The following is a 12714-nucleotide window of genomic DNA, read 5'->3' as shown; positions in this document are numbered from 1 at the left end:
CTTGAGCGGCCGGGCCCCGCCCCGTAATCTCGGCCCATGACGAAGCTCGTGCCCATGACGTCGCTCGGTCGCCGGACCGGGCCCATCGGGTGGAAGGTGCGCCTGGCGCTTCTTCTGCTGCTCGGCCTGGCGGCGATCACCGTCTGGCTGACCAACCACCTGCTCACCGAGCGGTTCACCGAGACGACGCGCAACCGTGCCGAACTGCGGCTCGCGCTCTACTCGGGCAACCTTCTGTCGGAGCTTCGGCGCAACGCCATCGTCCCGCAGCTTCTCGCGCGGGATCCCGCGCTCATCAACGCGCTGAGTTCGAGCGATTACAGTCAGTCCACCCAGCGGCTCATCGGCTTCGTCGACGAGATCGGCGCGGCATCGCTCACTCTGCTGGACCGCGACGGGCGGACGGTGGCGGCGACGGACCGCAACCAGCTGGGCGCGACGCATCGCTCGGAGCCCTATTTCGTGGAGGCGCTGCGCGCATCCGGCACGGTCTTCACCACCTTGCCGCGCGAGGCGGGCGGCTATCGGTTCATGTACTCGCGCCGGGTGGAGGGGCAGGGCGGCGTGCTCGGCGTGATCGTGGTCGAGGTCGATCTCGCCAAGTTCGAGCGCGCCTGGGCCGGCATCTCCGACGCGGTTCTGGTCACCGACAGCGAGGGCAGCATCATCCTGTCGACCGAGCCGCGCTGGCGCGGGCTGACCGAGGACGCGGCGCTCGAGCGCGAGCCCCCCGACAGCGCGATCGAGCGCGCGATCCAGGCCACGGCCGACTGGACCGCGCTGCCCGCCGACGCCTACCTGGGCGGGCAGGCGGTGATGCGCACCGAGACACGCCTGCCGTTCCGCGGCTGGCGCATGGCCAGCTTCACCACCTACGCGTCGGTGCGCGAGCGGGTGAACGCCGTTCTCGCGCTGGAGATCATGGGCTTCGCGATCCTGCTGGCGCTGAGCTTCTACTTCCTGTCGCGCAAGACCGCGCTCCGCATGGCGCTGTTCCAGCGTGAGTCGGCGGAACTTCGCGCGCTCAACCAGCGGCTTCAGCGGGAAATCGCCGAGCGCGAGCGCGTGCAGGAGACCCTCGCCGTGGCCGAGCAGACGCTGGCGCAGTCCTCCAAGCTCGCCGCGCTGGGGGAGATGTCGGCCGCGGTCAGCCACGAGCTCAACCAGCCGCTCGCCGCGATGAAGACCTATCTCGCCGGCGCGCGGCTTCTGCTGCGGCGCAACCGGCCCGACGAGGCGGTGGCCGCCTTTCACCGCATCGACGACCTGATCGAGCGGATGGGCGCGATCACGCGGCAGCTGAAATCCTATGCCCGCAAGGGGGACCAGGGTCTCGCACCGGTCGATCTCGGCGAGGCGCTGGCCTCGGTCCTGTCGATGATGGAGCCGCAGTTGAGGCAGGGCAATATCCGCATCAACCGGGTCCTGCCGCGCCAGCCGGTCATCGTCATGGGGGACCGGGTGCGGATCGAGCAGGTGATGGTCAACCTCATGCGCAACGCCATCGACGCCACCCGCGGGGAGGCGGCGCCCGAGATCGACATCATTCTCGCCAGCGGCGAGACCGCGGTGTTCACCGTGCGCGACAACGGCCCGGGCATCGAGGATCTCGACGCGCTCTTCGAACCCTTCTACACGACGAAGCAGCCCGGCGAGGGCGTCGGGCTGGGGCTTGCCATTTCCTCCGGCATCGTCGCCGATCTCGGCGGCAGGCTGACCGCGCGCAACGCCGAGGCGGGCGGCGCAGTGTTCGAGATGCAGTTGCCGGTCCTGACCGAAGAACCAAGAGCCGCGGAGTGAGCGTGCCATGACCAAGGCGATGAAGATCGCGATCATCGACGACGAGCGGGACATGCGCCAGTCGATCAGCCAGTGGCTTGCGCTGTCGGGCTACGACACGGAGACCTTCGCGGGGGCCGAGGAGGCGCTCAAGGCGCTCGGCCCGGACTATCCCGGCATCGTCATCACCGACATCAAGATGCCCGGCATGGACGGCATGCAGTTCCTGCGAAAGCTGATGGGCGCCGACAGCGCGCTGCCGGTCATCATGATCACCGGCCACGGCGACGTGCCGATGGCGGTGGAGGCGATGCGCCTCGGCGCGTTCGACTTCCTCGAAAAGCCCTTCAACCCCGACCGGATGACCGAGCTGGCGAAGCGCGCGTCGAACGCGCGCCGGCTGACGCTGGACGCGCGCGCGCTGCGCCGCGAGCTTGCCGATGGCGGGCAGATCATGAAGAAGCTCATCGGCTCCAGCCCGGCGATGGAGCGCCTGCGCGAGGATATCCTCGATCTCGGGCAGGCCGACGGGCATGTCCTGATCGACGGCGAGACCGGGACCGGCAAGACGCTGGTGGCGCACGCGCTTCATGCCGTGGGCTCGCGGGCGGGAAAGAAATTCGTGCTGGTGCCCTGCGCGGCCTTCGAGGAAAGCGCGCTGATCCGGCGGCTCTTCGGCCCGATGCTGCCCGAGGACGGGCGGCTGCCGGCCTTCGAGGAGGCGCGCGGCGGCACGCTGGTGCTGGAGGATATCGAGACGCTGACCGAGGCCGCGCAGGCGCGGCTTCTGTCGGCGATCAACGACCAGGGCCAGCCCGCCGAGACGCGGATCGTGGCGATCTCGAACCTGCAGGACGAGGGGCGCACCTGCGAGGACGCGCTGCGGCCCGACCTCTATTACCGGCTGGCCGCGCTCAAGATCACCGTGCCGCCGCTGCGCGCGCGGGGCGAGGATATCCTGACGCTCTTCACCCGGCTCATCGAGCAGTTCGCGGAGGAATACGGCTGCGAGGTGCCCGAGGTCTCCGCGCAGGAGGCCGCGCAGCTTCTTCAGGCGCCCTGGCCCGGCAACGTGCGCCAGCTAATCAACCTCGCCGAGCGCGCGGTGCTGCAGGCGCGGCGGGGCCAGGGCTCCATCGCGTCGCTCCTGATGAACGACCACGAGGACATGCAGCCGGTGATGACGACCGAGGGCAAGCCGCTCAAGGAATACGTGGAGGCATTCGAGCGCATGCTCATCGACAACACGATGCGCCGGCACAAGGGCTCCATCGCGGCGGTGATGGAGGAACTGTCGCTGCCGCGGCGCACGCTCAACGAGAAGATGGCGAAATACGGGCTTCAGCGGGCGGATTACCTGTGAAAGGCCGGGCCGGCCGGCCCGGCGCGCCGCGCCCGCGCGTTTTCTCCATTGTCATTGCCGGCGCACTCCTCTTATGGTGTCGGGCAGGCCGCATCACGCAATTTCTGCGGCGGCCGCCAGACGTTTTGCTGTTTCTGACAGTCGCGGGCCATCCGGCCCGGCGCTCCGGAGCAGACCGACCGGCCCCTCGGGCCAGCAAAGGATTGCCCGCGCCGCGCTTCGACGCGCCGGGCTTTGAACGGATGTCCCCGAGCGGGATGTCGGAGAAGAAACGCGATGACGCGCGCGCGACAGGCACATCATGAGAGCGAAGCCCCCGGGGCTTGCTCCGTCAGCGCGGCGATCATCGCCCAGACCAGACACGGCCGCCGCTCACGCCGCTCCTTGCAGGGGGGCGTGCCGGCTGCGTGCAGACGGATAAAATGGCAAACAAGATGCTTATCGACGCCACCCACGCGGAAGAGACCCGCGTCGTGGTGGTGGACGGAAACAAGGTCGAGGAATTCGACTTCGAGTCGGAGAACAAGCGCCAGCTAGCGGGCAACATCTACCTTGCGAAGGTGACGCGGGTCGAACCGTCGCTTCAGGCGGCATTCGTGGACTACGGCGGCAATCGCCACGGGTTCCTGGCCTTCTCGGAAATCCACCCCGACTACTACCAGATCCCCGTCGCCGACCGCGAGGCGCTGATGGAGGAGGAGCGCGCCTACGCCGAGGCGATGCGCGCCGAGGCCGAGGCCGAGGAGGACAAGCCCAAGCCGACGCGCCGCCGTCGCGGCGCGCGGCCCGCCAAGACCGAGGCCGAGGACGCCGTGATCGCCTCCGAACCGGTCGAGACGCAAGCCGGCGAGGCGTCGGCCGCAACGGAGGAGGCGGACGAAGAGGGCCGCTCTCCGATGGAGCGCGTGGAGGACACGCCCGTCGAGGAACCGGAAAACGGTGACAACGGCCACGCCGCTGCGGACGGGGACGAGGACGACGAGCCCTTCGTGGCCGCCGATCACGCCGCGGAACGCGACGACAGCATCGAGGCGGTGTCCGACGACGACGACCAGGAGGACATCCGCCCGCCGCGCAAGCCGCGCCCGCGGAAATACAAGATCCAGGAAGTGATCAAGGTCCGGCAGATCATGCTGGTCCAGGTCGTCAAGGAAGAGCGCGGCAACAAGGGCGCGGCACTGACCACCTATCTCAGCCTGGCGGGGCGCTATTGCGTGCTCATGCCGAACACCGCCCGCGGCGGCGGCATCAGCCGCAAGATCACCAACGTGGCCGATCGCAAGAAGCTCAAGGAGATCGCCTCGGGGATCGAGCTTCCGGCCGGGGCTGGGCTCATCATCCGCACCGCGGGCGCGCAGCGCACCAAGACCGAGATCAAGCGCGATTACGAGTATCTGCAGCGCCTGTGGGAGCAGATCCGCGAGCTTACGCTCAAATCCATCGCCCCGGCGAAGATCTACGAGGAGGGCGACCTCATCAAGCGGTCGATCCGCGACCTCTACAACCGCGAGATCGACGAGGTCCTGGTCGAGGGCGAGGCGGGCTACCGCATCGCCAAGGGCTTCATGAAGATGATCATGCCGTCGCACGCCAAGAACGTGAAGCACTACCAGGATCCGCTTCCGCTCTTCGCGCGCTACCAGGTGGAAAGCTACCTCGCCTCGATGTTCAACCCGACCGTGCAACTGCGCTCCGGCGGCTACATCGTGATCGGCGTGACCGAGGCGCTGGTCGCGATCGACGTGAACTCGGGCAAGGCGACCAAGGAAGGCTCGATCGAGGAGACCGCCGTCAAGACCAATCTCGAGGCGGCCGAGGAGATCGCCCGACAGTTGCGTCTGCGCGATCTCGCCGGGCTCATCGTCATCGACTTCATCGACATGGACGAGCGCAAGAACAACGCCGCCGTGGAGAAGAAGCTCAAGGAAAAGCTGAAGTCCGATCGCGCCCGCATCCAGGTCGGCCGCATCTCGGGCTTCGGTCTTCTGGAGATGAGCCGCCAGCGCCTGCGTCCCGGCATGCTGGAGGCCACGACGCAGCCGTGCCCGGCCTGCCACGGCACCGGCCTCATCCGGTCGGACGACAGCCTTGCGCTGTCGATCCTGCGCCAGATCGAGGAGGAGGGCGTGCGCGGCCGCTCGCGCGAGGTGGTGGTGAAATGCCCCGTCGGCATCGCCAATTTCCTGATGAACCACAAGCGCGAGCACGTCGCACAGATCGAGGCGCGCTACGGCCTGTCCGTCCGCGTCGAGGGCGACCCGATGCTGGTGAGCCCCGATTTCACCGTCGAGAAGCTCAAGACGGCGACCCGAACGGTCCCCGAGGTCACCGCGCCGGTCGTCTCGGCCAACGCCTCGCTCATGGACACCATCGACGAGGAAGACGAGGCGGCCCCGGACAACCTGCCGCCCGAAGAGGCGCCAGCCCCGGCCGCGTCCGAGGAGAAGCCCAAGAAGAAGCGCCGCCGCCGGCGCAAGCGCAAATCGTCGAAATCGGGCGAGGGCGAGGCCCCGCAAGCCGGGGAACAGCCCGCGACCGAGCCTCGTGAAGAGGCCGCGGAGAAGCGCGCCGCAGGGGCGGGGGCCGGATCCGGCGCCGCGCCCGCGGCCGGGGAGGCCGCGGAGGAACCCGCCGCCGCGGAGGCGCCGGCCAAGCCCAGGCGCAAGCCCAGCACCCGCTCGCGCGGAAAGCCCAAGGCCCAGCCTGCGCAGGAGGAGCCCGCGGCCGCAGCCGCGGCGGAAGGAACGCCCGCAACCGAGGCGCCCGCGGCTGCGGCGGAAGAAACGCCCGCGCCCGCGCCCGTGGACGAGGCGCCCGCACCTGCCGAGGCGGAGGCGCCCGCGCCTGCGGCGGAAGATGCCGGTGAGCCCGTCCCGGCGGCCGCCGAGACGCCCGACCCCGCCGAAGAGGCGCCCGCGCCCGCCGCGGAGACGCCGGCCGAACCCGCGCCGAAGCCGGGCGAGGACGACAAGACGCCCGAACCCGTGGGCGCCGAGGAGACGACCGAGGAAGACCGGTCGAAGCCCCGGCGGCGCGGCTGGTGGTCGCTGGGGCGCTGAGCCCTTGTGTCAGTCGCCGCGGCGGATGAGGTAGCTTTGCGCCCCGTCCGCCTCGGCGGTCTCTTCCAGGCTGTGCCCGGCTTCGCGGCAGAAATGCGGAACGTCCACCACAGCGACGGGGTCGTCGGCAAGCAGGCGCAGGCGCGCACCGGGCGGCAGCGCCGCGAGGCGCTTGCGCAGTTTCAGCACGGGAAGCGGGCATTTGAGCCCGCGGGCGTCCAGCTCCTCGGTCATGGCGGTGGCATAGGCGGCCTGCGCCGTTCTGTCCACGCGGATGTGAGGCCCCAGAGGGTGACGGCCCCGCGCCGATCGCCTATGTGAGGAACGATGTTCGGAATAGAAATCATCGACGCCAGCCTGCTGCCCGCGATGCTCGTGGCCATGTTCGCCGGCGTCATCTCTTTCCTGTCGCCCTGCGTGCTGCCCATCGTGCCGCCTTACCTCGCCTACATGAGCGGCGTGACGGTGACCGAGCTGAGCGCGGGCGAGGGGCGCAACCGGGCCCTTTTCCCCGCGCTTTTCTTCGTGCTGGGCCTGTCGACCGTTTTCCTCTTCCTGGGCTTCACCGCCTCCGCCGTGGGGCAGGTGTTTCTGGCCTACCAGGGCTGGTTCAATACCGTCGCGGGACTGCTGGTGATGGCGTTCGGGGCGCATTTCGTGGGCGTCTACCGGCTAGGCTTTCTCGACATGGAGGCGCGGATCGACGCGGGCGATCACGGGGGGACGGCCTTCGGCGCCTATATACTTGGGCTTGCCTTCGCCTTCGGCTGGACGCCCTGCATCGGGCCTCAGCTGGGCGCGATCCTGTCGCTCGCCGCGTCCGAGGCGAACGTGGCGCGCGGGACGACCCTTCTTGCCGTCTACGCGATCGGGCTCGGCGTGCCGTTTTTGCTGGTGGCGGCCTTCCTGCCGCGGATGGGCGGACTCATGGCGTGGATGAAGCGGCACATGGACCGGATCGAGAGGGTGATGGGCCTTCTGCTCTGGACCATCGGGCTCATGATGCTGACGGGCGGTTTCTCCGCCTTCTCGTTCTGGCTGCTCGAAACCTTCCCGGCGCTCGCCGCGCTCGGCTGAGGGCCACGCCCCGGCGCGGCCTTACTCTCGCCCGCATGGGCTGCTACACTCGACATCCATGACGATGCGCGCGGCTCAGGCGGGGAAGGTGGCGCGCCGGCGGGTGTTCTACATCCCCGGCTACGATCCCTTTCCGCCGCGCCGCTACCGCGAACTCTACCGCAACGAGGCCGCGCGACAGGCGGGGATCTCGGGCTACACCATCGCGCTCTTGCCGGGCGGCGGGCAGGCCCCTGACTGGCAGGTGACGGCCGAGATGGACGGCGCGCGGAGCGAGGCCGCGATCGAGGTGCTCGTCTGGTCGGATATCGTGCAGGAGAGCATGTCGCACTCCATCGCCGGCACCTACGCCCAGCTTCTGCGCACGGCCTGGGTCTATATCTCCACGGGCGCGCTCTTCCGGCTGATGCGGCTGCGCAAGGGGCCGGTGATCGCGGGCTTCTACCCCGTCGCGATGCTTCTCGCAGAGCTCGCCCTCGCCCTGGCGGCCGCGTGGCTCGCCATGACGGCGGCGGCGCGGCTCTGGGCGCTCGCCGGCGGAGCGGAGGGCTGGGGCGCGCTCGCCGGCGTAATGCCGGGCGTGCTTGCGGGCTGGGCGGTGCTGGCCTGGTTCCGCGCGCGGGACGGCAAGCTCTTCGCCTACTACCTGATGCACGATCTCGCCTTCTCGGCGCGGCAGCGCGGCGCGACCCCACCCGCGCTCGAGGCGCGGCTTGCCGATTTCGCCGACCGCATCGCCGAGGCGCTCGCAGAGGATGTGGACGAGGTGCTGGTGGTGGGCCATTCCTCCGGCGCGCATCTCGCCGTCTCCGCGCTCGCCGAGGTGATCCGCCAGGGCCGGGTGCCCGCGGACGGCTCCGCGCTCTCCTTCCTGAGCCTCGGTCAGGTCGTGCCCATGGTCTCCTTCCTGCCCGGCGCCGATCGCCTTCGCGCCGACCTTGCCTTCCTCTCGGCGCGCGCCGAGATCACCTGGGTCGACGTCTCGGCGCCCGGCGACGGCTGTTCCTTCGCGCTCTGCGATCCCGTCGCGGTCTCGGGCGTTGCACCCCCGGGCAAGCGCTGGCCGCTGGTGATCTCGGCGGCCTTCACCCGGACGCTGTCGCCCGACCGCTGGAAGGCGCTGCGCTGGCGGTTCTTTCGGCTGCATTTCCAGTATCTCTGCGCCTTCGACCGTCCGGGCGACTACGACTATTTCCGCATCACCGCCGGGCCGAAGACGCTCGCGCAGCGCTTCGCCGGGCGGCGGCCCTCGCGCTCGCGGATCGAACGGGCGGTGTCCGGCTATCGCGGCCGCGCCGCATGATCCCGCCAAAGCCCGCCGCCCGGCCCGATCGCGTCTCGCCATGGCGCTATCTCAGGCTTTTCCGGCAGGACATCCTGTCGGCGCAGCCCGCGCGTCTCTACCGCGCCTGGATGGCGGAGTTCCGCACGCCCTTCTTCCGCTCCTACCTCGTGAACCACCCTGCGCTTGTGGACCTCGTGCTGAAGGAACGCCCCGACGACTTCCCGAAATCCGCGCGGGTTTCCGAGGGGTTGCGCCCGCTTCTGGGCGAGAGCGTGTTCCTCACCAACGGCGCCACGTGGAAGCGCCAGCGCCGGATCATCGACCCGGCCTTCGACGGTGGGCGCCTGCGCGAGACCTTCCCGGCGATGTGGGATGCCGCCGAGGCGGCGGCGGCGCGGCTCGCCGCGCGGGCGGGCGACACTGTCGAGATCGAAGCCGAAACAAGCCACGCGGCCGCCGACGTGATCTTTCGCACGCTCTTTTCCATCCCGATCGAGGACCGGATCGCCACCCGGGTCTTCCGTGAGTTCCGCGCCTACCAGCGCAGCCAGCCCATTCTGAACGCCGCCGCCTTCCTGCGCCTGCCGCGCTGGGTGCCGCGCGGTCATCGAGGCGGGACGCGCCGTGCCGCGCGCGCCATCCGCGCCCTTCTTGCCGAGCTCACCGCCGGGCGGATGCAGGCCATCGCGGCGGGAGAGGCGCCGGACGACCTTGCCACCAAGATCATGACCACCTGCGATCCCGAGACGGGCGAGACCTTCACCGAGGCCGAGATGGTGGACCAGGTCGCGATCTTCTTCCTCGCGGGCCACGAGACCTCGGCCTCGGCACTGGCCTGGGCGCTCTACCTCATGGCGGCCTTTCCCGACTGGCAGGACAAGGTGGCCGAGGAGGCCCGCGCCCATCTCGCCCCTGATTTCGCCTGCGTCTCGCGGCTTCGCGTGGCGCGCGACGTCTTCCGCGAGACGCTGCGCCTTTATCCGCCTGTCCCGATGATGGTGCGCGAGGCCACGCGGCCCGAACATTTCCGCGGCCGCGACGTGGCCCCCGGCGCGCAGATCGTGCTGTCGCCCTGGCACCAGCACCGGCACACGCGGCTCTGGGACGACCCGGACGGGTTCGACCCCGCCCGCTGGGAGACCGAAGAGGGCAGGGCCTCGGCGCGGGTGGCCTACATGCCGTTCTCGGCGGGGTCTCGGGTCTGCACCGGCGCGGGCTTTGCCATGATGGAAGGGGTGCTGCTTCTGTCGCGGCTGCTGCGCGATGTCCGGGTGGAGCTTGCCGACCGCCCGCCGCCCGTGCCGGGGGCCCATCTGACGGTGCGCGCGCGCGACGGTATCTGGCTGCGGGTGCGGCGCCGGGATTGACGGGCGCGCGGCGGCGCGGCATGACCCGTCGACACCCGCAAGAGCCCGGAGGAAGCCCCGATGACCGACGCCGACCGCCTGACAGAGCAGCGCCGCCAGATCGCCGAGGGGCAGGGCTTCATCGCCGCGCTGGACCAGTCGGGCGGCTCCACGCCCAAGGCGCTGCGCCTCTACGGCGTGCCGGAAGACGCCTATTCCGGCGAGGAGGAGATGTTCGCCGAGATCCACGCCATGCGCGCGCGGATCATGCAGGCCCCGGATTTCGACAGCCGCAAGGTCCTGGGCGCGATCCTCTTCGAGCGGACCATGAACGGCGAGGTGGGCGGCAAGCCCGTGCCCGGCTACCTCTGGCAGGAGCGCGGGGTGGTGCCCTTCCTCAAGGTGGACAAGGGCCTCGCGGAGAAGGCCGAGGGTGTGCAGTTGATGAAGCCCATGCCCGATCTCGACGCGCTTCTGGAGGCGGCGGTGGAAAAACGCATCTTCGGGACCAAGATGCGCTCGGTCGTCCAAGAGGCGGACGCCGCCGGCATCGAGGCCGTTGTGGACCAGCAGTTCGAGGTGGCGCGGCAGATCATGGCCCATGGGCTGGTGCCGATCGTGGAGCCCGAGGTGGACATCCATTCGCAGACCAAACCCGAGGCGGAGGCGATCCTGCGCGACCGCATCGCCGCGCATCTCGACGCGCTGCCCGGCGAGGCGCCGGTGATGCTGAAGCTCACGATCCCGTCGCAGGACGATCTTTACGCGCCCTTCGTCGCCCATCCGCGCGTACTGCGCGTCGTGGCGCTTTCGGGCGGCTACTCCACCGAGGACGCTTGCGCGCGGCTCGCGCGGAACACCGGGATGATCGCCTCCTTCTCGCGCGCGCTCACCGAGGGGCTGACGAAGCAGATGTCGGACGCGGAGTTCGAGGCGGCCCTCGGCGCGAACATCGACAAGATCTACCGCGCCTCTGTCTGAGCGGGGCCGGCCGGCACGATCAGCCGTCGCGCGCCTTCTGCCGGTAGTGTTCCAGAACATGGACGCGGATGGCCGAGGCGAGCCCCGTCTCCAGCCCGCGTGCCGCGTCGATCTCGGCGGCGAGGCCGTTCACGCTCTGCCCGCGTTCGGCCGCGATCTCGCGGAAGGCGCGCCAGAACTCCTCCTCGAGCGACACCGAGGTGCGGTGGCCCCGCAGCGTCAGCGAGCGCTTGACGGGCCGCGCGCTCATTCCTCGCGTTTCAGCCCCTCGAGCGCCCGGACGATCCGCTCGGCTTCGGCGCGGGCGGCCTCCTTCTCGGCCTTCGTGCGCCCGAACTTCACCGCGTTCTCGTCGGCGCGGGCCTTCGCCTCTGTCCGCGCCCTGGCCTTGCGGTAGCGGTTGAGGTTCACCGGCGTCGTCATTTCGGCCCGATCATCTCTTCGGGGCGCACCACGCGGTCGAAGGTCTCCTCGTCCACGAAGCCGAGGCGCACCGCCTCCTCGCGCAGCGTGGTGCCGTTCCTGTGCGCCGTCTTGGCCACCGTCGTCGCATTGTCGTAGCCGATCTCGGGGGCGAGCGCCGTGACGAGCATCAGGCTTTCCCGCATCAGCTTGTCGATCCGTTCGACATTCGCCGTCGTGCCCATGAGCATCCGCTCGGTGAAACTGTCGGCCGCCTGGCCCAGAAGCGTCATGGATTGCAGCAGGTTGTAGGCCATCATCGGGTTGTAGACGTTGAGCTCGAAATGGCCCTGGCTGCCCGCGAAGGAGATCGCCGCGTCGTTGCCGAGGACATGCGCGCAGACCTGCGTGAGCGCCTCGGCCTGGGTCGGGTTCACCTTTCCGGGCATGATCGAGGATCCCGGCTCGTTCTCGGGCAGGATCAGTTCGCCCAACCCCGAGCGCGGGCCGCTCCCGAGGAAGCGCATGTCGTTGGCGATCTTGTAGCAGGCCATCGCCGCCGTCTTGATCGCGCCGGACATGAAGACCATCGCGTCATGGGCGGCCAGCGCCTCGAACTTGTTGGGCGCGGTGACGAAGGGCAGGCCGGTGATGGCCGCGATGTTGGCCGCCACCGTGGTATCCCAGCCCCTCGCGGTGTTGAGCCCCGTGCCCACGGCCGTGCCGCCCTGCGCCAGCTCGTAGATGCCGGGCAGTGCCAGCCTGATCCGCTCGATCCCGTTGCGGACCTGGTGCGCGTAGCCCGAGAACTCCTGGCCCAGCGTCAGCGGTGTCGCGTCCTGCGTATGGGTGCGGCCGATCTTGATGATGTCCCGGAACTCTTCGGACTTGGCTTCCAGCCCCTCCGCGAGCTTCTCCAGCCCGGGCAAGAGCGTGTCGTGCACAGTCGTCGCCGCTGCGATGTGCATGGCCGTGGGGAAGGTGTCGTTCGACGACTGGCCCATGTTGCAGTGATCGTTCGGGTGCACCGGGGCCTTTGAGCCGATCTCGCCGCCCAACATCTCGATGGCGCGGTTCGCGATCACCTCGTTGGCGTTCATGTTGGACTGCGTGCCCGAGCCCGTCTGCCAGACCACGAGGGGGAAATTGTCGTCGAGCTTTCCGTCGATCACCTCCTGCGCGGCGGCGATGATCGCGTCGGCGAGGTCCGCGTCGAGCTTGCCGCTGGCCCTGTTCGCCTCGGCGCAGGCGCGTTTGACGACGCCCAGGGCGCGGACGATGGCCACGGGCTGACGCTCCCAGCCGATCGGGAAGTTCATGATCGATCGCTGGGTCTGCGCGCCCCAATACCTGTCGGCGGGCACTGCGAGGGGGCCGAAACTGTCGCTCTCGGTGCGGGTGTCGGTCATGCGCGGGCTCCTC

Annotated in this window: 11 protein-coding genes; 7 read left to right on the top strand and 4 right to left on the bottom strand. The window is 69.6% G+C overall.

The features are described 5' to 3' along the window. Nucleotides 1–36 precede the first annotated feature (36 nt). The 3 genes from AB6A65_RS07130 to AB6A65_RS07120 all read left to right on the top strand — a co-directional run bounded on the left by AB6A65_RS07130 (nucleotide 37) and on the right by AB6A65_RS07120 (nucleotide 6201). Complete coding sequence (locus AB6A65_RS07130) at nucleotides 37–1800, top strand: ATP-binding protein (protein WP_371037683.1); 1764 nt, start codon at nucleotides 37–39, stop codon at nucleotides 1798–1800. 7 nt (nucleotides 1801–1807) lie between these two features. After that, nucleotides 1808–3142, top strand: a complete 1335-nt coding sequence (locus tag AB6A65_RS07125; protein WP_371037682.1) for a sigma-54-dependent transcriptional regulator — start codon at nucleotides 1808–1810, stop codon at nucleotides 3140–3142. 422 nt (nucleotides 3143–3564) lie between these two features. Beyond that, nucleotides 3565–6201, top strand: a complete 2637-nt coding sequence (locus AB6A65_RS07120; RefSeq protein ID WP_371037681.1) for a ribonuclease E/G — start codon at nucleotides 3565–3567, stop codon at nucleotides 6199–6201. 9 nt (nucleotides 6202–6210) lie between these two features. Here AB6A65_RS07120 and AB6A65_RS07115 read toward each other — a convergent pair whose 3' ends face one another. Further along, nucleotides 6211–6435 (bottom strand): sulfurtransferase TusA family protein, encoded by a 225-nt coding sequence (locus tag AB6A65_RS07115; RefSeq protein ID WP_371037973.1) that lies wholly within the window; start codon nucleotides 6433–6435, stop codon nucleotides 6211–6213. A 93-nt stretch (nucleotides 6436–6528) separates the two neighbouring features. Between AB6A65_RS07115 and AB6A65_RS07110 the strand changes: the two genes are divergently transcribed. Genes AB6A65_RS07110 through AB6A65_RS07095 form a run of 4 tightly spaced genes read left to right on the top strand, consistent with a single transcriptional unit; the run spans nucleotide 6529 to nucleotide 10890 of the window. Beyond that, on the top strand, nucleotides 6529–7278 hold the full coding sequence (locus AB6A65_RS07110; protein WP_371037680.1) for a cytochrome c biogenesis CcdA family protein: 750 nt from the start codon (nucleotides 6529–6531) through the stop codon (nucleotides 7276–7278). Between the two features lie 58 nt (nucleotides 7279–7336). Continuing rightward, nucleotides 7337–8581: a hypothetical protein gene (locus AB6A65_RS07105; RefSeq protein WP_371037679.1), complete on the top strand. Its 1245-nt coding sequence runs from the start codon at nucleotides 7337–7339 to the stop codon at nucleotides 8579–8581. Beyond that, on the top strand, nucleotides 8578–9930 hold the full coding sequence (locus tag AB6A65_RS07100) for a cytochrome P450 (protein WP_371037678.1): 1353 nt from the start codon (nucleotides 8578–8580) through the stop codon (nucleotides 9928–9930). The genes AB6A65_RS07105 and AB6A65_RS07100 overlap by 4 nt, the downstream gene beginning before the upstream one ends. Before the next feature lie 60 nt (nucleotides 9931–9990). Beyond that, nucleotides 9991–10890, top strand: a complete 900-nt coding sequence (locus AB6A65_RS07095) for a fructose bisphosphate aldolase (RefSeq protein ID WP_371037677.1) — start codon at nucleotides 9991–9993, stop codon at nucleotides 10888–10890. Between the two features lie 19 nt (nucleotides 10891–10909). Here the strand turns inward: AB6A65_RS07095 and AB6A65_RS07090 are convergent, their stop codons facing one another. From AB6A65_RS07090 to fumC, 3 genes are read right to left on the bottom strand one after another with little or no spacing between them, the layout of a single operon-like run. After that, nucleotides 10910–11140: a ribbon-helix-helix domain-containing protein gene (locus tag AB6A65_RS07090; RefSeq protein WP_371037676.1), complete on the bottom strand. Its 231-nt coding sequence runs from the start codon at nucleotides 11138–11140 to the stop codon at nucleotides 10910–10912. Continuing rightward, nucleotides 11137–11313 (bottom strand): DUF4169 family protein, encoded by a 177-nt coding sequence (locus AB6A65_RS07085; RefSeq protein ID WP_371037675.1) that lies wholly within the window; start codon nucleotides 11311–11313, stop codon nucleotides 11137–11139. Before AB6A65_RS07085 ends, AB6A65_RS07090 begins: the two co-directional genes overlap by 4 nt. Continuing rightward, nucleotides 11310–12701 (bottom strand): class II fumarate hydratase, encoded by a 1392-nt coding sequence (gene fumC / locus AB6A65_RS07080; RefSeq protein WP_371037674.1) that lies wholly within the window; start codon nucleotides 12699–12701, stop codon nucleotides 11310–11312. Before fumC ends, AB6A65_RS07085 begins: the two co-directional genes overlap by 4 nt. Nucleotides 12702–12714 lie beyond the last annotated feature (13 nt).

The sequence above is a fragment of the Rhodosalinus sp. FB01 genome, assembly GCF_041365715.1.
Taxonomy (GTDB): domain Bacteria; phylum Pseudomonadota; class Alphaproteobacteria; order Rhodobacterales; family Rhodobacteraceae; genus Rhodosalinus.
Note: the sequence above shows the minus strand (reverse complement) of the source record. Positions and strands in the feature narration are given on the sequence as shown.

What these genes read in the sequence shown, in the direction of transcription:
- AB6A65_RS07115 (WP_371037973.1), bottom strand. Translation starts at nt 6,435, where the DNA reads ATGACCGAGGAGCTGGACGCCCGCGGGCTCAAATGCCCGCTTCCCGTG.
- AB6A65_RS07095 (WP_371037677.1), top strand. Translation starts at nt 9,991, where the DNA reads ATGACCGACGCCGACCGCCTGACAGAGCAGCGCCGCCAGATCGCCGAG.
- AB6A65_RS07120 (WP_371037681.1), top strand. Translation starts at nt 3,565, where the DNA reads ATGGCAAACAAGATGCTTATCGACGCCACCCACGCGGAAGAGACCCGC.
- AB6A65_RS07085 (WP_371037675.1), bottom strand. Translation starts at nt 11,313, where the DNA reads ATGACGACGCCGGTGAACCTCAACCGCTACCGCAAGGCCAGGGCGCGG.
- AB6A65_RS07130 (WP_371037683.1), top strand. Translation starts at nt 37, where the DNA reads ATGACGAAGCTCGTGCCCATGACGTCGCTCGGTCGCCGGACCGGGCCC.
- fumC (WP_371037674.1), bottom strand. Translation starts at nt 12,701, where the DNA reads ATGACCGACACCCGCACCGAGAGCGACAGTTTCGGCCCCCTCGCAGTG.
- AB6A65_RS07090 (WP_371037676.1), bottom strand. Translation starts at nt 11,140, where the DNA reads ATGAGCGCGCGGCCCGTCAAGCGCTCGCTGACGCTGCGGGGCCACCGC.
- AB6A65_RS07110 (WP_371037680.1), top strand. Translation starts at nt 6,529, where the DNA reads ATGTTCGGAATAGAAATCATCGACGCCAGCCTGCTGCCCGCGATGCTC.
- AB6A65_RS07105 (WP_371037679.1), top strand. Translation starts at nt 7,337, where the DNA reads ATGACGATGCGCGCGGCTCAGGCGGGGAAGGTGGCGCGCCGGCGGGTG.
- AB6A65_RS07100 (WP_371037678.1), top strand. Translation starts at nt 8,578, where the DNA reads ATGATCCCGCCAAAGCCCGCCGCCCGGCCCGATCGCGTCTCGCCATGG.
- AB6A65_RS07125 (WP_371037682.1), top strand. Translation starts at nt 1,808, where the DNA reads ATGACCAAGGCGATGAAGATCGCGATCATCGACGACGAGCGGGACATG.